Source organism: Achromobacter pestifer, assembly GCF_013267355.1.
In the GTDB taxonomy this organism is placed as follows: domain Bacteria; phylum Pseudomonadota; class Gammaproteobacteria; order Burkholderiales; family Burkholderiaceae_B; genus Achromobacter; species Achromobacter pestifer_A.
On record NZ_CP053985.1, the window covers coordinates 6,296,019 to 6,321,701 of the forward strand.

The 25,683-nt window shown below is 64.4% G+C and carries 22 protein-coding genes and 1 pseudogene; 7 read left to right on the plus strand and 16 right to left on the minus strand.

The genetic code is table 11. The features are described from left to right. Positions 1-27 precede the first annotated feature (27 nt). From FOC84_RS29705 to FOC84_RS29720, 4 genes are all read left to right on the plus strand, one after another. On the plus strand, positions 28-957 hold the full coding sequence (locus FOC84_RS29705; protein WP_173148627.1) for a Fe-Mn family superoxide dismutase: 930 nt from the start codon (positions 28-30) through the stop codon (positions 955-957). 221 nt (positions 958-1,178) lie between these two features. After that, positions 1,179-1,793, plus strand: coding sequence for an RNA polymerase sigma factor (locus FOC84_RS29710; RefSeq protein ID WP_173148628.1), 615 nt, complete (start codon positions 1,179-1,181; stop codon positions 1,791-1,793). Further along, positions 1,786-2,817, plus strand: coding sequence for a FecR family protein (locus tag FOC84_RS29715; RefSeq protein ID WP_173148630.1), 1,032 nt, complete (start codon positions 1,786-1,788; stop codon positions 2,815-2,817). Before FOC84_RS29710 ends, FOC84_RS29715 begins: the two co-directional genes overlap by 8 nt. Before the next feature lie 98 nt (positions 2,818-2,915). Further along, entirely contained in the window at positions 2,916-5,351 is a 2,436-nt protein-coding gene (locus FOC84_RS29720) for a TonB-dependent receptor (RefSeq protein ID WP_173148632.1), read from the plus strand. Positions 5,352-5,420: 69 nt separating this feature from the next. Here FOC84_RS29720 and FOC84_RS29725 read toward each other — a convergent pair whose 3' ends face one another. The 10 genes and pseudogenes from FOC84_RS29725 to FOC84_RS29765 all read right to left on the minus strand — a co-directional run bounded on the left by FOC84_RS29725 (position 5,421) and on the right by FOC84_RS29765 (position 15,474). Beyond that, positions 5,421-6,755 carry an FAD-dependent oxidoreductase gene (locus tag FOC84_RS29725; RefSeq protein WP_173148634.1) on the minus strand — a complete coding sequence of 445 codons (1,335 nt, stop codon included), beginning with the start codon at positions 6,753-6,755 and terminating at the stop codon, positions 5,421-5,423. Then, on the minus strand, positions 6,752-7,420 hold the full coding sequence (locus FOC84_RS33615) for an ABC transporter ATP-binding protein (RefSeq protein ID WP_438800900.1): 669 nt from the start codon (positions 7,418-7,420) through the stop codon (positions 6,752-6,754). The genes FOC84_RS29725 and FOC84_RS33615 overlap by 4 nt, the downstream gene beginning before the upstream one ends. A gap of 18 nt (positions 7,421-7,438) precedes the next feature. Further along, positions 7,439-7,816 (minus strand): annotated as a pseudogene (locus tag FOC84_RS33620) (ATP-binding cassette domain-containing protein); the annotation flags it as partial. Positions 7,817-7,919: 103 nt separating this feature from the next. After that, positions 7,920-9,395 (minus strand): aldehyde dehydrogenase family protein, encoded by a 1,476-nt coding sequence (locus tag FOC84_RS29735; RefSeq protein WP_173148638.1) that lies wholly within the window; start codon positions 9,393-9,395, stop codon positions 7,920-7,922. A gap of 15 nt (positions 9,396-9,410) precedes the next feature. Then, complete coding sequence (locus FOC84_RS29740) at positions 9,411-10,244, minus strand: carbohydrate ABC transporter permease (protein WP_173148640.1); 834 nt, start codon at positions 10,242-10,244, stop codon at positions 9,411-9,413. Continuing rightward, positions 10,237-11,151 (minus strand): carbohydrate ABC transporter permease, encoded by a 915-nt coding sequence (locus tag FOC84_RS29745; protein WP_173148642.1) that lies wholly within the window; start codon positions 11,149-11,151, stop codon positions 10,237-10,239. Before FOC84_RS29745 ends, FOC84_RS29740 begins: the two co-directional genes overlap by 8 nt. Further along, the gene (locus FOC84_RS29750) at positions 11,151-12,305 is read right to left on the minus strand and encodes an iron-containing alcohol dehydrogenase (protein WP_173148644.1); all 1,155 of its coding nucleotides are present in this window, start codon (positions 12,303-12,305) and stop codon (positions 11,151-11,153) included. The genes FOC84_RS29745 and FOC84_RS29750 overlap by 1 nt, the downstream gene beginning before the upstream one ends. A 19-nt stretch (positions 12,306-12,324) precedes the next feature. Continuing rightward, the gene (locus tag FOC84_RS29755) at positions 12,325-13,752 is read right to left on the minus strand and encodes an MmgE/PrpD family protein (protein WP_173148647.1); all 1,428 of its coding nucleotides are present in this window, start codon (positions 13,750-13,752) and stop codon (positions 12,325-12,327) included. Then, positions 13,753-14,124, minus strand: a complete 372-nt coding sequence (locus tag FOC84_RS29760) for a hypothetical protein (protein WP_173148649.1) — start codon at positions 14,122-14,124, stop codon at positions 13,753-13,755. A 51-nt stretch (positions 14,125-14,175) separates the two neighbouring features. Further along, positions 14,176-15,474 (minus strand): ABC transporter substrate-binding protein, encoded by a 1,299-nt coding sequence (locus FOC84_RS29765; protein WP_173148651.1) that lies wholly within the window; start codon positions 15,472-15,474, stop codon positions 14,176-14,178. Positions 15,475-15,765: 291 nt separating this feature from the next. Between FOC84_RS29765 and FOC84_RS29770 the strand changes: the two genes are divergently transcribed. Further along, positions 15,766-16,530: an IclR family transcriptional regulator gene (locus tag FOC84_RS29770; protein ID WP_173148653.1), complete on the plus strand. Its 765-nt coding sequence runs from the start codon at positions 15,766-15,768 to the stop codon at positions 16,528-16,530. A gap of 77 nt (positions 16,531-16,607) precedes the next feature. Here FOC84_RS29770 and FOC84_RS29775 read toward each other — a convergent pair whose 3' ends face one another. Then, complete coding sequence (locus tag FOC84_RS29775; protein WP_173148655.1) at positions 16,608-17,285, minus strand: TetR family transcriptional regulator; 678 nt, start codon at positions 17,283-17,285, stop codon at positions 16,608-16,610. Between the two features lie 2 nt (positions 17,286-17,287). Continuing rightward, positions 17,288-18,757 (minus strand): MFS transporter, encoded by a 1,470-nt coding sequence (locus tag FOC84_RS29780; protein WP_173148657.1) that lies wholly within the window; start codon positions 18,755-18,757, stop codon positions 17,288-17,290. Between the two features lie 460 nt (positions 18,758-19,217). Between FOC84_RS29780 and FOC84_RS29785 the strand changes: the two genes are divergently transcribed. Further along, positions 19,218-20,093: a MurR/RpiR family transcriptional regulator gene (locus tag FOC84_RS29785; RefSeq protein ID WP_173148659.1), complete on the plus strand. Its 876-nt coding sequence runs from the start codon at positions 19,218-19,220 to the stop codon at positions 20,091-20,093. Between the two features lie 17 nt (positions 20,094-20,110). Here FOC84_RS29785 and FOC84_RS29790 read toward each other — a convergent pair whose 3' ends face one another. Next, positions 20,111-21,577: an aldehyde dehydrogenase family protein gene (locus FOC84_RS29790; protein ID WP_173148661.1), complete on the minus strand. Its 1,467-nt coding sequence runs from the start codon at positions 21,575-21,577 to the stop codon at positions 20,111-20,113. Positions 21,578-21,606: 29 nt separating this feature from the next. Continuing rightward, the gene (locus tag FOC84_RS29795) at positions 21,607-22,734 is read right to left on the minus strand and encodes an NAD(P)-dependent alcohol dehydrogenase (protein ID WP_173148663.1); all 1,128 of its coding nucleotides are present in this window, start codon (positions 22,732-22,734) and stop codon (positions 21,607-21,609) included. A gap of 239 nt (positions 22,735-22,973) precedes the next feature. Between FOC84_RS29795 and FOC84_RS29800 the strand changes: the two genes are divergently transcribed. After that, positions 22,974-23,912, plus strand: coding sequence for a helix-turn-helix transcriptional regulator (locus tag FOC84_RS29800; protein WP_173148665.1), 939 nt, complete (start codon positions 22,974-22,976; stop codon positions 23,910-23,912). A gap of 30 nt (positions 23,913-23,942) precedes the next feature. Here the strand turns inward: FOC84_RS29800 and FOC84_RS29805 are convergent, their stop codons facing one another. Beyond that, positions 23,943-24,287, minus strand: coding sequence for a c-type cytochrome (locus FOC84_RS29805; protein WP_173148667.1), 345 nt, complete (start codon positions 24,285-24,287; stop codon positions 23,943-23,945). Next, entirely contained in the window at positions 24,284-25,531 is a 1,248-nt protein-coding gene (locus tag FOC84_RS29810; protein WP_173148668.1) for a sulfite oxidase, read from the minus strand. Before FOC84_RS29810 ends, FOC84_RS29805 begins: the two co-directional genes overlap by 4 nt. Positions 25,532-25,683: the final 152 nt, after the last annotated feature.

A 25,683-nucleotide genomic window follows, 5' to 3' on the forward strand; every position in this document is an offset into this window, starting at 1 on the left:
CTTCAGGCATCGACAGGGAGAATAATCATGGATTTGACGCCCAAACCGCTGCCCGTGGATCCCGAGCAGGTTGCCGGGCTCGGCAGCAAGCTGATCAGCAGTCACTACGAAAACAACTATCTCGGCGCTTTGTCGCGCCTGAACACCATTAGACAGACCCTGGAGAGCAGGGATCGCGCGAGCACGCCAGGATTTGCGCTGGTCGGCGCCAAACGAGAGGAGTTGCTCGCGGCGAACTCGGTGTTCCTCCACGAAGCCTATTTTGACGCGCTGGGCGGCGATGGATCGCTCCCGGCCGGAGGACTGTCGGTAGCGGTGGAACGCGATTTCGGTTCATTCGAAAACTGGCTTGCCGAGTTCACTTCGCTGGCGCGGGCCATGGGCGGCGGCTCGGGCTGGGCGATTCTGGCGTGGTCCGCGCGGGAAGCCAGACTGCTCAATCACTGGGCGGGAGATCACAGTCAATTGCTGGCAGGGACGTCCACGCTGCTCGCGCTTGATATGTATGAGCACGCATACCACATGGACTTCGGTGCGAAGGCATCCGCCTACATTGATGCCTTCATGGCGCAGATCCGATGGGATGCCGTCGCTTCGACGTATGTCCGCGCAATGGGCGCGGCCAGCGCGGAATTGGGCATCCAAGCGCGCGAGGCGGCCAATGAAAGTAGGGCAGTCATCCTGGATGTGCGACGCCGCCCGGCTTTCGACCTTGCGCGTGAACAGATTCCGGGATCGGCATGGCGGGATCCCGCCATGGCCCTGACTTGGCAGCATGAGCTGGAAAACGCCCGGACGGTGATGGTTTACTGCGTCAAAGGTCATGAAGTCAGCCAGAGCGTGGCGTTGGCCCTCAGGGCCAGGGGCATTGCCGCACGGTTCCTGATCGGGGGAATCGATGCCTGGAGGGAAGCGGGTCTGCCGCTGGCGCGGAAAGCGGAGGGAACATCCCATTGACGCACGAGTCTGCGGGAGCCGGAAGTTTGCTCAATTGGACGGCTATGTCGCGGGATGATTTTTACGCCCATACGTTACTTTACATAATATACATTATGCGTATATTGCCGCAGGGTAAACGATTGCTTGCATCACTGGATCCAAATAACAATAATGGGAATCATTATTGAATATGCCCGTGAGTAAGCCTCTACCACGGACGCCGTTTTTTCCCCATTCCGATGTCCGCATCCTCCCCAATTCGTTCCGTCAAACGGGCCGGCGCCACCACGACGGTACGCGAATTCGTCGACGAGTTGCTTGGCCACTACCGCGACCTGCAGCGGCATCTCAACTATCAATTGCGCAATCCGGACGACGCCGCCGACATTGCCCAGGCGAGCTTCGAGCGCGTTTACGCCAATGGCTTGGACCAGGCCCGCAAGAACGGCCCTGGGATCGAGTCATTGCGCGGCCTGCTGTTCCGCGTCGCGCACAATCTCTGCATCGATGAGGCGCGCCGCCGCAAGGTCGCGCAGAACTGGCTGACCCTGCACGGGCCGCTGGAAGCCGAGGCGATGGCCCCGTCCGCCGAGCAAGTGGTGTCGCAACGCCAGATGGTCGAGCGCGTGGCGGCGGTGCTGGCGTCCCTGCCCGCGCGGCGGATGCAGGTCTTTCTGCTGTTCCGCGCCTACGGCCACAGCCGCGCCGAAATCGCACAAAAATTGGGGATCACGGAAGCGGCGGTTGCCAAGCATCTGGTGCGCGCAACCCTGGATTGTTCGCACGCTTTGCGCAATCTGTACCTGGACTCTAAGGCCGGCCCCGACGGCCTGGTCACGGGCGGCAGTGACTGACATCATGCAGCAGATACCCGACGAGGCGCTCATCGACCAGGCCTTGAGCCTGATTGCTACCGCGGAAGTCGCCACCGAGCGCGCCGCGCGCCAGGCTGCGTCGCGGCTGACCGCCTGGCGCACCCGTACGCCCCAACACGAAGCCGCTTATGTCGAAGCCTTCCGGCGCTGGCAACTGCTCGCCATCGTGGCGCCGGACATGCGCGCGCAGTTCGACCAGGAAGACATTGTTGTTGCGGCGGATCGCAGGCTCTCGCGGCGTGCGCTGCTGGGCTGGACTGCCGCAGGCGCCTGTACGGCCTTGCTCGGCGCGGGCTGGTATTGGCGGCAGCCCTTGTACCAGGCATCCTACGAAACCGGATCCCGCCAATTGTCGCAGGCGCAAGTGCCCGATCAGCCCGAGGGTGGCGCCCTGGCGACCCGGATAGACCTGGGTCCGAGTACACGCCTGGCAGTCAGTCTCTACCGGCACGAACGCCTGGTGGAACTCACCCATGGCGAAGCGCTGTTCACGGTGGTCCGCGACGCCAGCCGCCCATTCCGTGTCCGCACCCGCGGCGGCGAAGTGGAGGTCGTGGGCACGGTGTTCAGTGTCAGCGACCGTGGCGGCGCGGTCTCCGTCGCCGTGGAAGAAGGCCATGTGCGCTTCCGCCCTGCTCCGCGCGACGCCCGTTGGTACACCTTGGCGCGCGGCGGCCCTGCCCTGGATCTGCACGCCAATACCGCCGTCAGTTGGCGCAATGGCGAAGTCGATCCCGTCCGGCGCATCGATCCGGACAGCATCGCCGCCTGGCGCAAGGGTTGGCTGTGGTTCGACAACCAGCGCCTGGATGAAGCCCTGCCTGCCATCAACGCCTTCCGCGCGCGGCCGCTCAGGACGTCCGACCCGAAGGTCGACGCCCTGCGCTTGACCGGACGATTTCGCGGCGCCGACGCCGACAATGCGGCAAATCTGCTTGAAGCGATACTCCCGGTGCGCGCCGAATCGCAGCCGAACGGCGATGTCGTACTGCGGCTGCGCTGATTTCTTTCTACCAAGTGTCTCCGTTTTTGCGCCCCATCCGTCTTCTGTATCGATAGGGCTGCCACTGGGCGGCGTTTTTTTCGACAGACGGAGTTGAAATGCACCAATCCGGTATTTGCCGGCCCTTCCTGGGCCGTTCCGCGCTAAGCCTGGCGCTATCGGGCGTTCTGGGCCTGCCGCTGGCCGCCATGCCCGCACTGGCCCAGGCTCAGGCACAGTCGGAACAGCTCTATGCCATAGACCTGCCTGCGCAGCCGCTGAACACGGCGCTCACCACGCTGTCGCGTCAGACCAGCACGCCCATCATGGCCGGCGGCGCGCACATTGCCGCACACCAGGCGCCCGCCGTATCTGGCCGCATGACAGTGCGGGAAGCGTTGTCACGGCTGCTGCAGGGCTCCGGATTGTCCAGCACGGCCACTCCTGGCGGCGGATACGCGGTAATGGGCGCGGCGCAGGCCCCGGCGGTGACCACGCTGGCGCCGGTGCTGGTGACGGGGAATTCGCAGTTGCCCGAGCCCTACGCCGGCGGCCAGCTTGCCCGGGGCGGACGCGTCGGCATCCTGGGCGAGCGCGACGTCATGGACACGCCGTTCAATATTGCCAGCTACACCTCGGAACTGATCCAGAACCAGCAGGCCAACTCCATCGCCGACGTACTGGCGAACGACGCTTCGGTGCGCACGGTCAACGACGGCCAGGGCTCGGTCGCTGGAACCGGTGACGAATTCCAGATCCGCGGCTTTCCCGTGCGCAACCAGGATGTGTCCTTCAACGGTTTGTACGGCATGCTGCCATTGCGCAGCATCTCGATGGACGGCGTCGAGCGCGTCGAAGTGCTCAAGGGCCCCACCGCCCTCCTGAACGGCATGAGCCCCCGGGGAAGTGTGGGCGGCGGCATCAATGTGGTCCCCAAGCGCGCCGGCGACGATCCGTTGACCCGGCTGACGGCAACCTATCAGTCCGACTCCCGGTTTGGCGGCATGGTGGACATCGGACGCCGCTTCGGTGAGAGCAAGGAATTCGGCATCCGCTTCAATGGTTCGTACCGCGACGGCGATACCGCTGTGCAGAATCAATCCAACCAGCTGGGCGTGGCGGTGGTCGGCCTGGACTATCGTGGCGAGCGGCTGCGCGTGTCACTGGACGCCGGCCACCAGACCAACAACATCGACGCGCCGGGCGATTCGGGTGTGTTGATTTTCGGCGACAGCCTGCCCGTGCCGCGCGCGCCCGATGCCGCCAAGGGCTATTCCCCGGACTGGGGCTATGCCAGGTCGCGCGACAACTACGGCGTGCTGCGCGCCGAATATGACCTCACCCCGCACCTGACCTTGTTCGGCGGCGTAGGCTACCGCCGCAGCAACAACCGCTACCTGTACGCGGATCCGATAGTGGTCGGGCAGAACGGCGAACTCCTGATGCGGCCGTACTATTGGCCCAGCTACGAACAGAACGTCTCCACGGTCTGGGGCGCGCGCGGCAACTTCAGTACCGGTCCGGTAAAGCACGAAGTCAGCCTGAGCTATTCCACCTTCGAGCAGCGCGCCGGCTATTACGACTACTACATCTTCGGCCTGTCGCCATCCAATCTGTACGATCCCGCCGACATCCCCAAACCGTCGATCGACGGACTATCCAGCTCGCCGCCACGCACGTCCCTTCTGAAGCTGCCCACCGTCGCGCTGGCTGACACACTCTCATTTGCCGATGACCGCATCCAATTCACTGCGGGGTTGCGCTACCAGACGGTGAAGGCGACGAATTACAGCTACACCACCGGCCGGGAGACCTCCAGTTACGACAAATCGGCCGTCACGCCGGCCTTCGGCCTGATCGTCAAGCCATGGACCGATGTTTCGCTGTACGCCAACTATATAGAAGGCCTGACCGCAGGCCCCATCGCTCCGGCAGGCACCTCGAACGCGGGCGAGATCTTCGCGCCCATCAAGACCAAGCAGATCGAGGCTGGAGTAAAGGTCGATTTCGGCTCGGTTACGACCACCCTCGGCCTGTTCCAGATCAAGCAGCCTTCCGGCTTGACGACCGTCAATGACGGCGTGACCCGCTACGACATGAGTGGCGAACAGCGCAACCGCGGCGTGGAGTTCAATGCCTACGGCGAATTGGCGCGCGGCGTGCGCCTGCTGGGCGGCATCACCTACATCCAGCCCACGATGATCCGCACCGCCAAACCTGACACAGATGGCAATAGCGCCGTCGGCGTGCCGCGCTGGATGGCCAATATCGGCATGGAGTGGGACCCGTCGTTTGCGCCTGGGCTTACCTTGAGCGCGCGCGCACTATCGACCAGTTGGCAGTACCAGAACCTGGAAAACAGCCGCCGTATCCCGGGGTGGACACGCTGGGACCTGGGTGTACGCTACGCCACCCGGGCATTCGACCACCCCGTCACGCTGCGCGCAACGGTCAACAACGTGTTCGGCAAGGACTACTGGTCGTCGGCCTCCGAAGGATATCTGCGCCTGGGTTCGCCGCGATCCGTGCTGCTGTCGGCATCGATCGATTTCTAGGACGTCTGCCAGCCCACGAGCAGGGCCTGCCGCCAACTGCTGCGCGGCCTGCTCGTGTGCGCGCGCCTCTCAGCCTAGCGGGTCGAGTATCGCCCCTTCCGCCCGCAACGCAGCCTGCAGCCCCCGGACCGCCACCGACCGGCTGTCGCACCCTGCAGCCAGCGCCATGGCCGCGGCGATTCCCGCCGCTTCGCCCATGGCCATGGACGGCGCCGATACCCGGATCGATGCTTGCGCCTCATGCGTGGACGATACGCAGCGCCCGGCCACCAGCACGTTGCGTAGGCCTGCCGGCGTCAGGCAGCGATATGGGATCCGGCAATACTCGCCGGGTTCCAGGAATTTCCACACGGTTTTCAGCCCCTGGGCATGGACTTCGACGGGCCAGGCGTTGCAGGCGATGCCGTCCTCGGGCTTCGCGGCGCCCAGGACTTCTTCCGCCGTCAGCACGTGGTCTCCTTCGATCAGCCGGGTTTCCCGGATGCCGATCTGCGCGCCGATATCGATGATGCGCGCCCGCGCAAAGCCAGGCATGTGCTCGCGCAGCACGGATTCGTACAGATAGGCCTGGCGGCGCCCTTCTCTTTCCGCCTCGGACAGCTGCATCGGATCGGTCAGGTCGAATGGCTCGCCGTCGCTGCGCGCGACGCGGGTCGCATTCAGGTGCACCACGCCTTCGATCGGGTTCGGGTAGAGCGCGACCATGGTACGGGGCAACGGCGTTCCGGCCTCGACGATCGCGGCCATGCGTGCGCTGACGTCATCCCGGCTCAGCTTGCCGAACGTTTCCACGTCCACGGGCGCCATGCGGAACATGCTGGAGCCAAACTGCGTGATCCCGCCCGAGCCCAGCTCGAACGGCGCGCCCGCGCGCGCGGCGATGTCGCCGTCTCCGGTGCAGTCGATCACCATGCGCGGCCGCACGGCATGGCGTCCGCCCTTGTTTTCCACAAAGACGGTGGCGACCCGGCCGTCTTCGGCCGCGACGTCGGCCACCCAGGAGTGGAACATGACTTCCACGCCGTAGGCCGCCATCATCTCGTCGGCCACCAGGCGCACGCTGGTGGGATCGTAGGGCAGCGACGCGACCTGGGACCAGCGCCGTGGATCCGTCACGGCGTCGCGCTTCTTCAGCCGGTCCACCAGTTGGCCGAACAGGCCGTCGACGACCGGAATCAGGTCATCGGGGGTGACCGCCCAGACGCCGCAAAAGCCTCCCAGCGTGACCGCCGACACCGTGCCGCCGAGAAAGCCCCAGCGCTCCAGCAGCAGCACTTTGGCCCCCGCCCGGGCCGCGGCGGCCGCGGCGGCGATGCCGGCCACGCCGCCTCCCGCCACCAGCACGTCGGGCTCTCCCAGCACTGGAGTCTCGCGCGCCGGTTCCCTGACAGTCTTTGCGTTCATGCGAATTTCTCCCTCAGGGAACGCGCCTGGGCGCGCACGGGTTCAATACGGTTTCCGCTGTCCGCGTCGAACAGATGCACGCGGCTCCAGTCCAGGCTCACGTTCACGCGGTCGCCGGCGCGGTAGCGCACCTCGCTGTCGAGCTTGACGCGCAACGAGACGCCACAGGCCTGGAGCGTGACCACCTGTTCCGTGCCCAGCCGCTCCACCAGTTCGATCGCCGCCGGCAACCCCTCCTCCCCTATCCGGAGATACTCGGGCCGCATACCTAGCGTCAGGCTGTTCGGCAATTGGCCGAATCCTGAAGCGGCGCGGTACCTGACCGATCCGGGCAGCACCTGGCCGTTGATGGCGAACCCTTCCGCCGCAGGCTGCGCCGTGACCAGGTTGATGGCGGGACTGCCCACGAAACCCGCGACGAACGCGTTGGCCGGGGCGTCGTAGAGGTCGTCGGGCGTGCCGTCCTGCTGGATCTTGCCCTGGTTCATGACGATGACGCGGGTGCCCATGGTCATCGCCTCGACCTGGTCGTGCGTCACGTAGATGAAGGTGCGCTTGAGCCGCTGGTGCAGGCGGATGATTTCGGCCCGCGTGTGGGAACGCAATTGCGCGTCCAGGTTGGACAGCGGTTCGTCCATCAGGAATACGGACGGATCGTGGATCATGGCCCGCGCCAGCGCCACGCGCTGGCGCTGGCCCCCGGAGAGTTCACGCGGCTTGCGGTGCAACAGGTGCTGCATGCCCACCGCTTCGGCGGCGTGGGCGGCCTGTTCGCGGTGCTTGCGCTTGCGTTCGCGCGCCGCAGGAATCAGTCTTCCCAGCAGCGGGATCTCGTAATACCAGGGCATATCGCGCATGCGCAGCGGAAAGCTGATGTTGTCGGCGACGCTCAGGTGCGCATAGAGCGCGTAGCTCTGGAACACCATCGCGATGTCGCGGCGGCGCGGCGGGAAATCCGTCACGTCGCGCGTCCCGATGCGGATGCGCCCGGCGCTGGGCTCCTCCAGGCCCGCGATCAGGCGCAGCAAGGTGCTTTTCCCGCAGCCCGAAGGCCCCAACAGCACCACGAATTCGCCGGGATCGATCGACAGGTTCAGGTCGTGCAGCACGGCGTTGTCGCCGAAGCGCTTCGCGATCCCGTCGATCTCGATCCGCGAGCTGGGCTTAGACAAGTGCATAACGGACATTTTTCACCTGCGTGTCGTCCAACATTGCCAACATTCCGCGTTCCTTCCCGATGCCGCTTTCCTTGTACCCGCCAAAGGGCGCATCGACGGCCGCCTTGGCGCCATGGTTGACGCACACCGTGCCGGCCTGGATCTTGCGCACCATGCGCATGGAACGCGCCGCGTCGCGCGTGAAGACGGCGGCCGCCAGGCCGAACGGCGAGTCGTTGGCGATCCGCACCGCGTCGTCCTCGGTGTCGAAGGTCATGACGGTCTGCACCGGGCCGAAGATTTCCTCGCGCGCCACGCGCATCGAGTTGTCCGCGTCCAGGAACAGGACGGGGTCGATGTAGTAGCCCTTGCTCAGCTCTGGCCGGCTGGCGAGGTCCACGCCGCGTACCGTCCGCACGCCCTCCTCGCCCGCCACCTGCAGATAGGCCTGGATGCGCTTGATCTGCGTGGCGTTGACGATGGGTCCCATTTCCGTGGCCTCGTCGGCGGGCCGGCCGATCCGCACCTGGGCCATCCGCTTGCCCAGCTTCTCGACGAACTCGTCGTGCACCCGCCGCTCGACCACCAGCCGCGTGCACGCCGCGCACACCTGCCCGGTATTGCGCGTCATGTCGTTGTAGGCAGTGGTCACGGCAGCGTCGATGTCGCTGTCGGCAAAGACGATCAAGGGCGACTTGCCGCCCAGTTCCAGCGTCAGCCGCTTGATGGAATCCGCCGCCGCGCGGAAGATCTTGCGGCCCGTCACGGTGCCGCCGGTAAACGAAATCTTCGCCACGCCCGGATGGCGCGCCAGCGCGTCGCCCGCCTCTTCTCCGGTGCCGTGCACGATGTTGACGACGCCCGGCGGAATGCCCGCCTCCAGGACGGCCAGGCCCAGCTCCGTGGTGGACAGCGGCGTCACTTCCGAGGGCTTGATCACCACCGTGTTGCCCGCCGCCAGCGCTGGCGCCAGTTTCAGGACCGCCAGGCTGACGGGATAATTCCAGGGCACGATCAGCCCGCATACGCCCAGCGGTTCGCGCAAGGTGAAGTCCATGATGGTGGGGTCGGAAACATTGATCGTCTCCCCGCCCATGCCCAGCAGCACGCCGGCGTAGTACTCCAGCGTGGGTGCCAGCCCCGCCATCGAGGCGCGCGATTGCTTGATGGGCTTGCCCACGTCCAGCATTTCGATCTGCGCGAGCATCTCGGCCCTGTCGTTCAGCGCCACCGCTAGCCGCAACAGCGCCTTGCTGCGCTCCTTGGGCGTCATCCGGCCCCACGGCCCCTCGAAGGTCAGGCGCGCCGCCTGCACCGCGCGATCCACATCCTCGGCCCCGGCCTGCGCCACCTGCGCCAGGATTTCTCCGTTGTCCGGATTGATGCTGGCGAAGGTCGCTCCGGACGCCGCGGGCACTTCCTGGCCCCCGATCAGCAGGGGGTACGGCGTCTGGCGCAAGGTTTTCGGCAATGCCTGATCCATTTTTGTCTCCTATTGCTAGCCCTTGACCGATCCGGAGGTCAGGCCGCTGATGAAATAGCGTTGAAAGAACAGGTACAGGAAAATGATGGGAATCGTGGTGATGGTTCCCATGGCCATCATCTGGCCGTCCGTGACCGAGTAGTCGGCCGCCAGCAGGCCGACGGCCAGCGGCAGCGTGCGCATGCTGTCCGAGTTGATGATGATCAAGCCGAACAGATAGTCGTCCCAGGCCAGGATGAAACAGAACAGGAATGTCGCCACGATGCCTGGCAGGGCCACCGGCAGGACCACCCGCCACAAGGCGCCAATGCGGCTGGCGCCGTCCACGATGGCGGCCTCTTCGATTTCCGGAGGCACTTGCGCGAAATACCCTTTGAGGACCCAGACCGAGAACGGCACGGCGTAGGTCGCCACGGCCAGGATCAGCCCCAGCCTCGTGTCCAGCAGGCTGAGCTTGCTGAGCAGCAGATAGAACGGCAAGGCCAGCAGGATGACCGGCACCAGGTAAATCACCAGAACGAAGGCGCCCAACACCTGTTTGCCCTTGAACTCGAAGCGCGACAAGGCGTAGCCGCCCAGTATGGCCACCACGGTGCTGAAGACCGCCGTGGCGGTCGAGACAATCAGGCTGTTCAGGAAGTAGACGCTGAAGTTCTTTTCCAGCCAGGCTCCGCGCAGATGCGACCAGTCGATCGTGGCGGGTATCCATGACGCCTGCGGCGAGTAGATTTCCGCGGTGGGCTTGATCGCCGTCAGCACCATCCACACGATGGGAAACAGCACCGCGAACGTGGTCGCGATCACGGTGGCATAGGCGAAGAGCACGCCCGGGGTCGGCTTCCTAAGCATGGCGGTTCTCCCTCAGCGCCCTGGCGTACACGACCGCGACTGCCATCAGGACGATCAGCAGCAGCACGGCCAACGCGGACGCCTGCCCGAACTGATGCGCGCCGAACGCTTTCAAGTACACCAGGATCGGCAGGATTTCCGTGGAGTCGGCGGGCCCGCCGCCGGTCAACAGCCACATGAGCGAGAAGTTGTTCGCGATCTGCATGGTGCGCAGAAGCACCAGGGTCGCGATGATCAGCTTCAGGTTGGGCAGCGTCACGTACCAGAACTCGCGCAACGCCCCGGCCCCCGAGATGCGCGCCGCCTCGTACTCGTCCTTGGGTATGCCCTGCAGGGCGGCGACCACCATGATCAGCACGAAAGGCACGCCCCGCCACAGATTGATCAGCAGCGCGCTGGCCATGGCGGTGTCCGGCTCCGACAGCCAGGGCAAGGTCGCGCCCCAGTCGAACCCCAGGTTCCTCAGCGAGACGTTGACGATGCCCGATTGGGGATTGAGGATCCAGCGCCACAGATAGGCGATCACGGCCACTGGCATCACCCAGGGCAGGAACAGCGCGGCGCGGAAGAAATTGCGGCCGATGACGAGCCGGTCCAGGATCACGGCCAGCCCCACCCCTACGATGATCTGCGAGGAAACCGAGCCCGCCACCCAGATCAGGGTATTCCACGCCGAGGTCCAGAACCGCGCCTCCTGGAGGACCGCGACGTAGTTGTCCAGGCCGACGAAGCGCCCCAATCCCAATCCCAGCTGGGCTTCGTAGAAGCTCAGGAAAATGGAATACAGCAGCGGCACCAGCGTCAGCGCCGTCAGCAGGATGAGCGCGGGTGCCATCAGCAGATAAGGCAGGCTGTGCCGGGCCAACCTCGGACCCGGCCGCCACAGGGATATGGCGGGCGCGTTCATCACAGCATCCGCTGGTACATGGACTGGATCTCGCCGCGCGACATCTTGCGGCAGTTGATCAGCGTGGAACGGCTGTTCTCCGCCAGTTCCGACAGACGCTCTATCATCTCGGGTTTTACGCCCAGCGGCGCCAGGGAACGCGAAACGCCGATCTCGTCGCGCAAGGCCGTCACGCGCTCCAGCAGCGCCCGGGCGGCGGCCTGGTCGCTCGCGTCCTTGCCCGCCGCGCCTATCGCCCGCCCTATCGTGGCGTAGAGGTCGGGCCGCGCCTCCATGTTGAACGCCATCACGTGCGGCAGTATGGCCGACAGGCTCTCGCCATGCGTCACGTCCAGCAAGGACTCGACCGGCGTGGACAGTCCATGCACGGCATCGTTGCCCTTGCAGGAAATCGCGATGCCCGCCAGGTGGCTGGCCAGCATCATGTTCTCGCGCGCCTCCAGGTCGTCGCCCCGCTGCACGGCGCGCGGCAGGTGCTCCATTACCAGGCGCATCGCCTCCAGCGCCAGGACGTCCGCAATCGGATGCTGGCTGCTGTTGGTATAGGCGCCCATGGCGTGGATCAGCGCATCCATCCCGGTCGCGGCCGTCATGCGCGCCGGGACGCTCGCCGTGATCTCGGGGTCCAGCACCGACAGGACGGGCCGGCAGCGCAAGCTGCGGATCAGGTACTTGCGGCCGTCGTCGTCCTTGACCATCGCCGCCGAGGTCGCCTCGCTGCCAGTACCGGATGTCGTCGGCACGGCGAAGAACGGCACAGGCTCCCCTGGCAGATGGTCCACGCCGTGCGTCACCTGGTCCACGATCTCCTTGCCCGACAGCAAGGTCGTGGCGATGGCCTTGGCGGCATCCATGGAGCTGCCCCCGCCCAGGGCCAGCAAGCCGTCGAAGGTTTCCGCGCGCCAGAGTTCGACGCCCCGCCGCACCTCGGTCATCGTGGGGTTGGGCAGCACTTCGCCGAAGACACGCGACTCGATGCCGTCCTTGGCCAGCGTCTGCGCGACGCTTTCCGCCAGCCCGCACTTGACCAGCCCGGCATCGGTGACGATCAGCATGCGCCGCACGTTCATGGCCTTGGCGCGGGCGCCCAGCTGGTTCAGCGCCCCGCGCCCGAACATCATGTCGCGCGGCCATACGGTGGAGAAGTTCTTCATTTGGCGTTTCCTCGTGGAGTTAGCCGTTCCTGGGACGCAGCAAGGCGCCGACTTCATTGATGTCCTGGATCTTTTCCAGCGTGCGCAGCGCTTGCGCGGCCTCGCAGGCCTGCGAATAGGACAGCACGTCCTCTGCGCCTTCCATGAATTTCTCGACGTGATCGAAGGTCCTGTCGCGCGCGCCCAGCAACTGCTTGCGCTCCTCGTGCAGGACCTCGCCATCCTCCAGGTGCAGCTCCACCCGCGAGCCGTACTGGTAGTCCTTGTAATAAGCCTTCTGCATGTCGGGATCGGTGCGGTATTCGACGATGCCGTGCAGCCGGGCGATCTCGGGGTCGAAAATGCGTTCTTTCAGGAACTGCTGGTACGTGAGCTTGCCGTCGACCAGCGCGGCGGCCACCGCATAGCCCGCGTCAAAGCACAGGCCCATGTGGCTCAGCCTGTCGTCGCGGATCAGTTCGCGGATGTCCGGTTCGAAGCCGTGGTAGCGCCCGCTGACATAGATCGTCACGCCGGGGCATTGAATGACGATCTTGCGGATCCGGCGTGTCGCCTGCGCCCCAAGCCGGGCGCTGAGCGTGATGGCCGATTCGATCGCAGCCAGGTTGTAGGCGCAGGACGGATAGCGCTTGGTGTTCAGGGTCAGCGTGTACCAGTCCTGTCCCAGGCCCTTGAGCAGTTCGGCATGGTCCACCTCCTCGGATACCGTGGCCAGGTAGCCCGCGGGATGCTCGATCATGTCGAGATTGCCGATCAACCCTTCCTTGGCGAGATTCGCCGACACGATGCCCCACATGGCCGGCAGGCCATTGACCAGCACCTTGGAATCGCTGGCCCAGCCCAGGAAGCAGTTCTCCATCGCCAGGTAGGCCGAATGGCTGACGGAACGCGCCAAGGCGATGGGATCGAGTTTCATCAGATGGCCGGCGACCAGCGACGCCTCGGCCTGATGGTTGGGCATGCCGTTGCCGAGATAGGCGCCGCGTTGGATGGCCCGCGAGGTGCGGCCCGCGATCTCGTTGCCGATGACGACCGCCGTCACCACGTCGCGCCCGCTGCTGCGGCACGCTTCGCCGCTGGCGAACGCGATGGGCACGACACAGGCGCCGGTGTGGCTGATCAGGACCCAGTCATCCCACTCGATGATCTGGCCCGTGCCCGCGTTATAGAGCGCCGCAGCCGGCGCCGGCACCTTCTCAGGCAGGCCGAACAGCGTGGCGACCTCGCCGCTGCCCAGGATCCGGCTGCCCCTGCGCAAGGACTCCGCGCCCGGCATGCGCGAGCCGGCAAGGCACGATCCTATCGTGGCGAGGATCTGATCCTTGGCTACCGTGGCCACCGCCTCGGGCAGCGCCTCGTAGTTCAGTCCCGCCACGAACCTGGCGTATTCCATGGTGACCGGTTCGCGCACCAGTCCCGGTGTTTGCTGCAATTCTGACGCGCCCATTCATGCCTCCAGAAGCAAAAGTGCCTGCATCAGCATGGACAACTGCATGATGTAGCGGCGTTCATGCTTGGGAAAGTTGCTGCGGCCGCCCAGCACGACCGTCATCACCGACCACTTGCCGGAAAAGACCTGCTTCCAGTCCGCGGCGCCCATGGCGATGGTGGCGTACGCGGGCTGCGCAGGGTCGGCCGGACTGATCTCGGCCGTGCTGGCCGTCAGCTTCACGCTCATGGCGGGTTCGCCCGCGCATTCGAAACGGAATTCTCGTCCCAACGCCCCTTCCAGGCGGCGGCTCATCAACTGGTATCCGTTGCGCTCCCAGCGTTGCGCGAGCGCGCGCAACCCCGTGCCAAGGATGGTGTCATCCTGCATGCTGTTTCTCCGATGGATGGAAAAGCGAAAGAGGCAGCCCTCTTCGCGGCGTCAGTCGAAAATTTCCCGCAGTTCGCGCTGTATGGCCTGGGCGGTCTGGGCCGTGTCCTGCTTCTTGGCCAGGTGCATGTTCAGATTGCGCTCCACGATGCCCTTGGAGCCCACCAGGCCGCCCTTGGGATTCTGTCCATACCAATCGATGCCCGAGTAATAGCCCGAATGGTTGGAAAGCAAGGTCTGCACGACATCGGGGTAGGCCTTCACCGAGCCGACGCGGTCGAAGTACATTTCGATGGCTTGTTTGTCGTCGTACAGCGCCAGTCCGCCCAGCGCGCTGGCCTCCAGCCCGCGGGCGTACTGCTCCGTTTCATAGAGGAACTGCACGAACTTCTTGGCCTCGGCCTGGTGCTTGGACTTCTCGAAGACCGACCAACCCTTGTTGTTCTGCATGGTCAGGGCCAGTCCCGCGTCCGAAGGAATCAGCGCCCCGACCTGTCCGGCCTTGCCCGGATTCGCGTCGTGGAACTGGCTCAGCGCCACGGGCAGCGAGATCGCCATCGCCGCGGTGCCCGTGGCGAAGCTGCGGTTCACTTCCGCGTAGGCTGCGTTCAGGGAGCCCGGCGGCGTGTACTTGAAGAGTTCCGTGTAGATATCGATGGCCTTGCGGCCCACGTCGTTGTCGAACGCGGCCTTGCCGTCCTTGGTCAGCAGATGGCCGCCATTGGAATAAAGCACCAGTTCGAAGTTCTGGCGCACCGTCCAATCGTTCTTGCCAGCGATGGCGATGCCGTACTCGCCCTTCTCCGGCTTGTGCAGCACCTTGGCGGCGTTGACGATGTCGTCCCAGGTCTTCGGCGCGGGCAGGCCCGCTGCGGCGAACTTGTCCTTGCGCCAGAACAGGTAGAACGGCTGGCGCGTGTATGGGACCCCCAGGTACTTGTCCTTGTAGCGCCACGCGGACAAACCGTCTGGATGGAACTTTTCCTTGCCCAGCGCATTGACCACGTCGTCCATGGGCGCCAGGGCGCCGCCCGGAATGTCATTCACCCAGGCGGAAAACGCGAAGAACATCCAGGTGATGTCCGGCTGGTTGCCTGCGGCGATCGAGGCCGGCCATTTGATGTAGGCGTCGTTCGGCGACATCTGGACGATCTCGAAACTGACGTTGGGATGGGTCTTGCGGAACTCCGCCGCCGACTTCTCCAGCCAGGTCTTGTACTGCGCCCGCGAGTCGGTGAACCAAAGCGTCAGCTTCACGGGGTCCTGCGCATGGGCCAGAGGTGCGGCAAGTGATACTGCAAACAGCGCGGCCATCATCGCGCGCCGGATGGAACCAAACAGGGTATGCATGCATGCCTCCTTTAGTTATCATCATGGTTCACTTAATGAACCGTTGTATCGCTCTTTAAACCCATGCTAGTGGGCAAATAATGAACATGCAAGAACTAGTTGTTCTGCACCGCAGCGAAGCGTGCCCGCGGACGTCCTTGAAATCATTCGCATTTCTGCAGCGAGGGCGACCGAGCAGGACCACGCGCGCCTCCCATTTACACTAGGTGCCCACGCGCGGGAAGCATCAACACCAAGACGCTTGTGCGATAGTCTTTGCGGCAACAATAAGTCCGCAAAATCGGAGATACCGTGACCGTTTCAAACCGCTCGCTTTCGCGAGGCCTCGCCATAGTTCGCGTATTCAATGAAATCCCATCGCCGTCCCTTACGGAGATCGCGACGCGTGTGAATCTGACCAAGGCGACCTGCCTGCGCTTTCTGCGCACCCTGCAGGACGAAGGCTATGTGGGCCACGATGAGGAATCCAAGCGCTACCAATTGCGGCCGCTGGTGCTGGAGCTGGGCTATGCGGCGCTGTCCAGCCTGTCCCTGCCCCTCATGGCGGAAAGCGAAATGGAAGTGCTGGCCGACGCAGTCGGCGGCTCGGTGCATCTGGGGCTGCTGGATGGCGACGAAGTCGTGGTCGTGGCCCGTTCCATCGCGTCCCTCGAAACCCGCAAGCTGGTCACGATGAACATCCACGTCGGCAGCCGCTTGCCCGCGCACTGCACCGCGATGGGCCGCATGCTGATCGCACAATCCGAAGACATCGATGCGCACGTCGCCGCCATGGACATCACGCAGATGACGCCCAAGACCCTGGTTCACCGCGGCAAGCTGACGAAGGAAATCAAGGAATCCAGGAAGCGCGGCTGGTCGCTGGTCGAGGAAGACCTGGGCATGGGCTATTCCGCCATCGGCACCCTGGTGCAAGCAGGCGCCCAGCGCTATGGGCTGGCGGTGTCGGTCAACACCAAGGACTACACGAGAGACAGGCTGGTCGCCGAGGTCCTGCCGCTGCTGGAGGCAGCCGCCAACCGGCTGCAAAGGGCGTTCCGCCACGGCAAATCCTGACGGTGGCGCGGCAGTAGACCACGGATGTCGAGCAGATTGAAGTACGAGGAAGGGCTAGACTCCCTCGCCGTTCTGTCCTACTGCGCCCCCCAGCCAAGCGTCCCTTGCATCCATGCCCCGGCGTCCCGCGCCCTCATGGCGTGCAGATAGGCGCAGAACATCTCGGACAGGGAGTCGGCATAGTCTCGAATCTGGGCGGGCGTACGCGGAGTCATCGAAAACTGCTTGCCGGCAGCATTGAGGGTTGACCGTAACAGCTCGCCGGTACGAGTACGCGTATCGGCGGCGGCCTGCGGCAGAACGTCGGCCATGAACGTTTCCAGGGCGTGACCTATGGATTCCCGCGACTGCCCGAACCCCGGTGTCTCGCGATAACGGGGCGCGACAGTGCTCAGCGCTGCCCGAACCGCCGCTTCGTCGCACTCCGAAGCAATGAAGGCATGCACCCAAGCCTGCAGGCGCGCGTCGGACGATTGCGCTGAATCGGTGAGGATAGAGCTCAGCGTTTCGGCCGTCCGCGCCCACTCATCGCTTTGCAGCCGAAAGAGGATTGCGGCCTTGTTCGGAAAGTACTGGTAGACGGAGCCGACGCTGACTCCCGCCCGCTCGGCAACGCGGGCCGTAGTGAATCGTGGCGCATCGGCACTGGCCAGCACCTGGCTCGCAGCTTGCAGGATAGCCGCCACCAAATCCGCGGATCGGGCCTGTTGCGGCTGTCTGCGGCTGGTTAGCTGGGGCACGCGTCGGGTAGCCATGGTCACTTCGCCCTTCCCTCAACGCGCACGCCGGTAACGGCGCTGCCGGCCTCACGCTTCAAACCGAGCAAATCCAACATGCCAGCGCAGGAGACCACGGCAACCACCAGGAATGCCAGACGGTACGCGGCGCCCGGCGCGTGGTCCAACCCCACCACGGGCGCCGCCCACTCGCCAATCCGAATGGCAATCGCACCGAGCGCAATACCCATCCCCAAGGCCAACTGCGACATCGTGGAAAAAAGCGAGCTGGCCGCGCTAAGGTCCTCCTGCGGCATTTCCGCAAACGCCAAAGTGTTCAGCGCGGTGAACTGCATGGAACGCGACAACCCGCCAATGAACAAAATCACGGCGGTCGTCAAGAAGCTCATTTCCGGTCCGATCAGAGCGCAAGCTGCCAGGGCCAGCGTGTTGAACACCCCATTGCACAACAAAATCCGCCGAAAGCCGAATCGCTTCATCACGGGCGTCGTGAACATCTTCATCGCAAGATTGCCCGCGAATACGGCCAGCACCAGTTGGCCGGCATGAAAAGCATCCATGCCGTAACCGACTTGGAACATCAGCGGCAGCAGAAACGGCACGGCGCCCACCGACATGCGAAACAGCGAACCACCCCGGATGTTTACCGCATAGCTGTGCCGCTTGATCGGTGCAAGCGATAGCATGGGATGAGGATGACGGTTCAAATGCCTAACCCCAATGAAGAGAAATGCAGTGCCCACGCCCAAGCAAAGGATCATTTCTTTCCAGGGCGGCACCGGGCGCCCGCAAAGTTCTACTGCCCACAGCACACCGGCCAGCCCAGCGCCGATCCAGAAAAAACCCTTCCAATCGAAAGGACGCCTGGTGTCGCCGAGCTCAGTGGGGATCAACAGCCAAGCTGCGGCCAGCGCGGCGATGCCGACGGGAATATTGAGATAAAAGATCCATCGCCACGACGTGTACTCGGTAATGAATCCGCCCAGAGGAGGCCCCAGAACCGGTGCGAACAGCCCCGGCCAGATCAGGATGGACATGATTCGCATCAGATCGTGCTTGGGTGTGCTTCGCAGCAGGACCAGTCGGCCAACGGGTACCATCATCGCGCCGCCGATGCCTTGCGCCACGCGCAAAGCGATGAACGCCCATAGGTTGTTCACCAGGCCGCAGGCCAGGGACGCCAAGGTGAAGAGGATTAGCGCGGAGCAAAACACCCTGCGGCTGCCAAAGCGTTCACCCATCCATCCGCTGATGGGAATGAACACGCCTAGGGTCAAAAGGTAGGCACTTATTCCGAGGCCAAGGTCGGTGGGGATGACACCAAAGTCGCTGGCCATTGCAGGCATGGCCGTCGTTATCACTGTGCCGTCCAGGTTCTCCATGAAGAACGCTGTGGCCACCAGCAAGGCGGTAAGCGTATTGCGGCGTCTGCCTGTGTAGCCGGCCACAAGCGCGGGGGCAGGAATAGTTTGAGTGGAATCTTGAGCCATGAATAGCGGTTCCGATGGGAAACGCTTACGCCACGATCCGACTTGGCCCATGCGTACACGCAGCCACGCCTGACCGCAACGAAGGCGGTTCTAGGCGCGTTGGATGACGTGAACGCTTACGGCGCGTAGGGCTGAACGCCCGCGCGAGAAGAGACACTTTAGCACGTGACAGCAGCGTTTTCGACAGTTTCCGAGCCAGACTCTCATGGCTAGACTACTGCCGCTCTTGACGCCAAACATGAATAGCTCGGAGCCTTGAGAAAATCACATGCCGTGAAAAAGTGCCGAAAGTTCCAATACGCATGCATCTGTTCGATAGGCCTCGCTTCGGGCAAACGCGAACAACAACGCGAATTGTCCCCTCCTCCGTACTCCCGTAAATTTCGCGATCACGGGCGGATGCGGTTCACAGGTGCCCTGGTCTGCCTACCCTCTTGAACCATGAAAATCGACGAATTCGATGACAAAGGCCATATTCACGATCGCTGATCGGATCGCCCGGATCCAGCCCGCGCTGAGCCCCAAGCAGCACAAGATGGCCGAGTATGTCCTGGCGCACCAGTTCCGCGTCGCCACCATGACCATCGATGAATTTGCGGCGGCGGTGAATGTGTCGGTGGCAACCGCCAACCGGTTTGCGCGAGCGCTGGACCTGCCGGGCTATCCCCAGTTTCGGGCCGAACTGGCGCGCGGCTTCGAAGCAGCGCTGGAACCGGTCGAAAAGCTGCGCGCCGAGCTGACGCATTCCAGCACCGCCGTGCAGATCTTCGCCGCCACGCTCGACGAAGACATCCGCAACGCCCAGCGCAACCTGCAAAGCCTGGATGCCTCCGCCTGCGAGCGGGCGGTCGAGGCGATCCTGGCGGCCGACCGCGTCTTCATCATCGGCTTCGGCGCCAGCGGCTTCCTGGCAGGCATGCTGCAGCGGGGCCTATGCATGCACCTGCATTCGGTCGAGTCGCTGGCCGGCCCCGGCGGCGTGTCGCACGCCGCCCGCCAGATGTCGCGCATGACCAGCAAGGACTTGGTGATCGCCATCGGCTTTCCGCGCTACCTGGCCGACACCGTGACCCTGGCGGGCTCCGCCCAGCGAGCCGGCGTGCCGGTGCTGGCGCTGACTGACAAGCCCACGTCGCCGCTCGCGCCGACGGCGTCGGTAGTGCTGTACGCGGTGTCCACGCGCCAGTTGATCCCCAATTCCGAAACCGCCGCGCTGGGCCTGATCGAGGCCTTGTCGGCAGCGGTGGCTTTTCGCACCAAGGATTCCGTCGCGGCCGCCGCCTTGGTGAGCCCGCCCGTGATGCCGGGGCTCGTCCATGGCGCAGGCAAACGCTAATCCCGGCCCCCCCAAAGTCACCTCGCGAACCACGCCGCCGGCACCGCGTTCTGCAGTGTGATCGCCTTGAGCTGCGAGTACATATGCAAAGTCTCGCGGCAATGCTCGCGGCCGATCCCGCTTTCCTTCATGCCTCCAAACGGCGAACCGCCGCTGAGGTTGAAGTACCGGTTGATCCACACGTTCCCGGCCTGTAGCCGGTCCGCCGTTTCCAGCGCATGCTTGAGATTCGAGGTGTAGATGCCTGAAGCCAGGCCGTACGGGACATCGTTGGCTTCGGCGATCATCGTATCGACGTCGCTCCAACGGATCACGGAAAGCACCGGCCCGAAGATTTCTTCCTGCGCGACCCGCATGGCATTGCTCGCTTCCAGGATGGTGGGTTCGATGAAGTAGCCGTGCTCATGCCCGCCGACCTTGACCCGCGACCCGCCGGCCAGCTGCTTGGCGCCCTCGTCTCTGCCGATCCGTATGTAATCAAGCACCCTTTCGCCCTGCTGTTTGTTGATCAGACAACTCAAATGCACGGTTTCGTCCAGCGGATCGCCGATGCGCAGGCGCTGGGCGGCCTGCACCAGTTTTTCCATGAAAGCGCCGTAGATATCGGCATGCAGGAACAAGCGCGTCCCGGCCAGGCATGACTGCCCATTGCAATAGAGGGCGGCAAACAACGCGTTGTCCACGACCGCGTCGATATCGTCTATGTCTGGATACACGATGTTCGGGCTCTTGCCGCCCAGTTCCAGAGACACCGGAACCAGCCGCCTTGCGCCCGCCTGCCCGATCAGCCGGCCCACTTCGGGGCTGCCGGTGAATGCCAGTTTGGCGACGCGCGGATGGGCGCATAGCGCCGCGCCGGCCTCTTCACCCAGGCCGGTGACCACATTGATCACGCCGGGCGGGAATATGCCCGTCGCGATTTTCGCGAATTCCAGCGTCGACAGGCTTGCGTTTTCGTCGGGCTTGAGCACGATGGCATTGCCGGCCGCCACTGCGGGCGCAACCTTCAGCGCGACCATGATTGCGGGCACGTTCCACGGAATGATCTGGCCCACGACTCCCAATGGCGTTCGCTTGGCCAGCAGATAGCCGTCGTCTATCGGCCGCCCGAAGTCTTCATGCGTGATGATGGCGGCGGCAAAGTAGCGGTACTGCGCCACGGCGATCTGGTAGTCCACGGCGGTTTCGGCGACTCGCCGCCCAACGTCCTGCGCATCCAATCGCGCCAGCCTGGGGGCCGCTTGCTCCAGCGCGTCGGCCAGCCTGTTCAGGAGCAGCGCCCGGTGTTCATAGCTGGTCCTGCCCCAAGCCGTTTGCGCCGTGGCAGCCGCCTGGACGGCCTGGTCCACTTCGCGGGCTCCGCAGCGCGAGATCCGGGCCAGCAACCGGCCGGTAGAGGCTTCCAAGGCTGGGAGCGTCTGTTCCGTGGCGAGGGTGTGGTCCCCTATGTAGGCGGGATAGCGTTCGACAGTATCTTCATGCATCGCAATACTCCATGTCTTCAAAGCAGTTATCAGGCTGGCATGAGCAGGACCGGCTTCAGCGTCTTCCCGGATTCGCTATCGGCGGCGGCTTCATTGATCTGCGAAAAGTCGTAGAACCTGATCAGCTTGTCGATCGGAAAGCGCTGTTGCATGTGCAGCGCGATGAGATCAGGGATGAATTTCCGGGGAACGCTGTCTCCCTCGCATATGCCGCGTATGGTCTTGCCCTTGATCAAGAGATCATTGACGTCAAATCCGACCTGGGTTCCCAAATGCGAAGCGCCTACGATTCCCACCGCGCCAAGCTCGCCCAGGCTCGCTATCGCCTGCGTGGCGACGGCCGGAACGCCGGTAGTCTCCAAGGCGTAGTCCGCCCCTCCAGCGGTCAACTCCCGGATTGCCTCCACCGCATCAAGCTGTTTGGCATGGAGGGCATGCGTGGCTCCGACTTCGAGCGCCAGCTGGAGCCGGGAGGCAACGACGTCTACGGCCACTATCGTGGTGGCGCCCGTGGCCTTGGCGGCCATGATCGCGCTCAGCCCGACGGCCCCCGCGCCAAAGGAGACAAAGCTAGCCCCTGGCGCAACGCGCAGCGTATTGATGACGGCGCCCGCGCCAGTCTGGAAGCCGCATCCCAAGGGCCCCAGCAACTCCAGCGGCGCTTCCGGGGGGACCTTGATCGCGTTGTTTTCGCGCGCGATGCAGTAGGTCGCGAACGAGGATTGGGAGAAGAAATGATCATGGAGATCAGCATTCTGGGCATCCGAGAGCGCGTGTTCTCCATCGCGGCCGCTGCCGCCAAAGTTCAGGGAGAAAAAGTCCTTGCAGTAGGAGCTGAGGCCTTTCGCGCAGGAAAGGCAGCGACCGCAGCTGCCGTAGGTCAGCACGACGCGATCGCCGGGCTTCAGGTCGCGGACCAGCGGTCCGACCGACTCCACCACCCCTGCTCCTTCATGCCCCAGCACTGCGGGAAGCGGCACGGGATAGTATTGATCGCGGATGATCATGTCCGTATGGCATATGCCGGCCGCGACGATGCGCACTCTGACCTCGTCCTGCTTCGGCGGGCGCAAGTAGGCGTCTTCAATGGAAAAAGGGGCCCCCTTCTCACGCGTCACCGCGGCCCGGATCTTTAGCATGCTCGGCTCGGTCATCATGGTCTCCTGTCGCTTTTGTCGTGGCGCTCACCTGCCACGTTGCATGCATGTTGGACGCGAGACCGCTGAAGGGCTATCCAGTTTGGGCACGGTCATCCAGATTGCGCAGACGCCACGCCCTGGGGATATCCCTCATCCAAGCGCCCTGCGCCGCGCAATACGATGACTTGCCGCAGCGCTGCCTTACCGCACAATCCAGGGGAATGACCATGCAAGGGACTCGTGTTCAAACCAGAGACATGGAAGAAGCCATCTCCCATGTCAGTGCGGTTTACTCCGCGCATGGGTTGAGCCTGGGCCGACGCGCAAGACGGATCGATATGCGGCTGGAATCCTGCGGGCTGGAACGCGGCTCGGGCATGGTCAAGCTGGCATACGGCGCGGATGTCGATGTGGATGCCGCGGACTTTCCGGACCTGTTCCTGATCATGACCTGCATCAACGGCAATGGGTCGGTCACGCAGGCCGATAGCCGCGCCGCATGGCACAGCGGACTCACCCTGCCCGTATCCGCCAATGTCTCGACGCGGTTTCATTTCGAAGAAAATTTCGAGCAGATTTCGTTCCGCCCCGACGCCGCGGCCCTCAGCGCGCTCTGCAGCAATTTGCTCGGACGCCCCTTGGAATGCCCATTGCGATTCGAGCTGATCCCGTTTTCGGCCGATTTCTCGGCGGCCTGGCAACACGCGCTGCAACTGCTCGGTTCAGCGACGGGCATGCCGCTGCCGCCCATGGCCCGCCAATCGCTGAGCCAATTCTTGAATTCGCTGCTCCTGCATGGCCATCCCCACAATTTCAGCGCGGCGCTGAGCCGCCCGCCGCAGCCGCTGCCTCGCGCCGTGGTCGCCCGAGCCGAGGAATACATCAAGGCGCACAGCGATCAAGCGCTATCAGTCGCCGACATCGCCTCGGCTACCGGCGTCAGCATTCGCAGCCTCCAAGCGGGCTTTCGCGAAGCGGGGGCCGAATCGCCGATGAAGCGGCTGCGCCGGATCCGGCTGGAACAGGCGCGAGACCAGCTGCTGCGCACAAGCGGCACGGTCACCGATGTCGCGCTTCAATTTGGATTCTTGCACCTGGGGCGATTCAGTGCGCAGTACCAGGCGGCGTTCGGCGAATTGCCGGCGGCCACGCTGGCCCGCGCCAGACGCGCGCGCAGCGCTCGCCAGCGCGCATAGGTAATGACGTGTGCGACGCCCGATGTCCGCTCAGGGCTGCGCGCCGGTAGCCTTGGCCACATAGGCCGCCAGCGTCTCGATTTCCTTGTCCGACAAGGTCGTGTAAGCCGGCATCTGGCCGATGCCATTGCGGATGGCCGTCTCCACACGCGCCGCATCGGGCTTGATTTCGTCGAGCTTGGGACCGATGGCGCCGCTGGATTGCGCGTCGTTCAGGGTATGGCAGATCGCGCAGGCTGGCGTTGCGCCAACGAACAAGGCGCGGCCCGCCTCCATGTCGGGCTCGGCCGCCAGCGTGCCGGCGGGCAGGCTGGCGACCAACAATCCGGCGAAAAATGCGCGCTTCCCAGGCAACACCAATACGACTTCCCTCATGCCTGGACCACCACCGCCACGCCGTGGTCGCGCCAACTGCTGTTGATGTAGCCGCCGGAGTTCTGCGGGCGCTCTTCGTCCTGCACCCGGCCTTCGGTGTCGGTGGCCCGGCTGACCAGCAGGTGTTCGCCCGCCGCCAACTCCACCGGCAATGCGAACTGGCGCCAGGCATAGCGCCCGAGGTCCGGGCCGACCAGTTCCGCTTTCCGCCAGTTCTTGCCGCCGTCGGTCGAAACCTCGACCTGCTTGATGCCGTTGGTGCCGCCAAACGCCACCCCCTGCACCACCACGCGCCCGGCCTTCAAGGTGGAGGCGGCCGGATTGGGCGTATTGATCCACGACTTCACGCCCATGGCCCACACCGAGGGCTGGGTGGGATCTCCCTTCTGCCCAGGCGGCGCCAGGCGGTAGCCGGTCTGCTGGATCGCGGCCGGGCTTTCCTTTTCGGTGAAGGCCAGCCGCTTGATGTATTTGACGCTGTTCACGCCCGTGTAACCCGGCACGATCAGGCGCAAGGGGCCACCGTGAGCCAGCGGGATCGGCTCGCCATTCAGCTCCCACGCCAAGAGCGCATCCCGCATCGCTTCCTTGGGCACCGAGCGCTCGACCATGACCATGTTCGGATCCAGGCCGTCGGGCAGTTTCTCGCCGCCGGTGCCGGTCATGTACACGGCCGCGGCGCTCAAACCGCCGCAATGCTCGACCAGGACGCTGACCGGCAAGCCGCTCCAGATCACGCAGCCGGCCGCGCCGACCTGCCAGGGCGTGCCGCTGGGCTTGTTCGGAAAATAGCCGCGGCCGTTGCCCGAGCATTGCAAGACCATCGCCAGCGTCTGCAAACCCATGCTCTTGAGCTGCCCCACGCTCAGGGACATGGGCTTGGCCACCCCGGCGATTTCGATGACCCACGCGTCCCGGTCGGCCACGATGGACTCGTCGGGTGGCGGCAGGTTGTTACGCACATAGAGTTGGCGCAGCGGCGTGACCACCCCGCTGCCAAATGCCTCGCGCCGCGTTTCTATGGTGTTGGCGCTGTGCACGATCATCGCGTCGGGCTGCTTCCAGGCCGCATAGGCCGGCAGCGGCTTGGCGGCGGATGCCGGGGCGGGTGGCGCAGCCGCGGCTGGCGCGGCTTTCTGCTCCGCGGCCAAGGCCGCGCGTCCCAGGCCGGCTGCGGCCAAGGCGCTGGCGCCGCCAGCCAACAGGCGCCGTCGCGCCGCGCTCTCGATCAGGGATGAACGCATTGCAGTCTCCTCGTTGGGGGCCGGAATCGTTGTTGTTCCAGAACCCTGCCGGCCTGCTACGACGTGGCTGTCTACCCCGCACGCACGTGTCCCAGGCCGCCAATAGTTATGACTGCGATGTTGGTTGAGTGATCTTTTCGTGTCAATTAGTT

Coding starts and splice junctions, on each gene's coding strand:
- FOC84_RS29705 (WP_173148627.1), top strand. CDS start 28: ATGGATTTGACGCCCAAACCGCTGCCCGTGGATCCCGAGCAGGTTGCC.
- FOC84_RS29710 (WP_173148628.1), top strand. CDS start 1,179: ATGTCCGCATCCTCCCCAATTCGTTCCGTCAAACGGGCCGGCGCCACC.
- FOC84_RS29720 (WP_173148632.1), top strand. CDS start 2,916: ATGCACCAATCCGGTATTTGCCGGCCCTTCCTGGGCCGTTCCGCGCTA.
- FOC84_RS29725 (WP_173148634.1), bottom strand. CDS start 6,755: ATGAACGCAAAGACTGTCAGGGAACCGGCGCGCGAGACTCCAGTGCTG.
- FOC84_RS33615 (WP_438800900.1), bottom strand. CDS start 7,420: ATGATCCACGATCCGTCCGTATTCCTGATGGACGAACCGCTGTCCAAC.
- FOC84_RS29735 (WP_173148638.1), bottom strand. CDS start 9,395: ATGGATCAGGCATTGCCGAAAACCTTGCGCCAGACGCCGTACCCCCTG.
- FOC84_RS29740 (WP_173148640.1), bottom strand. CDS start 10,244: ATGCTTAGGAAGCCGACCCCGGGCGTGCTCTTCGCCTATGCCACCGTG.
- FOC84_RS29745 (WP_173148642.1), bottom strand. CDS start 11,151: ATGAACGCGCCCGCCATATCCCTGTGGCGGCCGGGTCCGAGGTTGGCC.
- FOC84_RS29750 (WP_173148644.1), bottom strand. CDS start 12,305: ATGAAGAACTTCTCCACCGTATGGCCGCGCGACATGATGTTCGGGCGC.
- FOC84_RS29755 (WP_173148647.1), bottom strand. CDS start 13,752: ATGGGCGCGTCAGAATTGCAGCAAACACCGGGACTGGTGCGCGAACCG.
- FOC84_RS29760 (WP_173148649.1), bottom strand. CDS start 14,124: ATGCAGGATGACACCATCCTTGGCACGGGGTTGCGCGCGCTCGCGCAA.
- FOC84_RS29765 (WP_173148651.1), bottom strand. CDS start 15,474: ATGCATACCCTGTTTGGTTCCATCCGGCGCGCGATGATGGCCGCGCTG.
- FOC84_RS29775 (WP_173148655.1), bottom strand. CDS start 17,285: ATGGCTACCCGACGCGTGCCCCAGCTAACCAGCCGCAGACAGCCGCAA.
- FOC84_RS29780 (WP_173148657.1), bottom strand. CDS start 18,757: ATGGCTCAAGATTCCACTCAAACTATTCCTGCCCCCGCGCTTGTGGCC.
- FOC84_RS29785 (WP_173148659.1), top strand. CDS start 19,218: ATGACAAAGGCCATATTCACGATCGCTGATCGGATCGCCCGGATCCAG.
- FOC84_RS29790 (WP_173148661.1), bottom strand. CDS start 21,577: ATGCATGAAGATACTGTCGAACGCTATCCCGCCTACATAGGGGACCAC.
- FOC84_RS29795 (WP_173148663.1), bottom strand. CDS start 22,734: ATGATGACCGAGCCGAGCATGCTAAAGATCCGGGCCGCGGTGACGCGT.
- FOC84_RS29800 (WP_173148665.1), top strand. CDS start 22,974: ATGGAAGAAGCCATCTCCCATGTCAGTGCGGTTTACTCCGCGCATGGG.
- FOC84_RS29805 (WP_173148667.1), bottom strand. CDS start 24,287: ATGAGGGAAGTCGTATTGGTGTTGCCTGGGAAGCGCGCATTTTTCGCC.
- FOC84_RS29810 (WP_173148668.1), bottom strand. CDS start 25,531: ATGCGTTCATCCCTGATCGAGAGCGCGGCGCGACGGCGCCTGTTGGCT.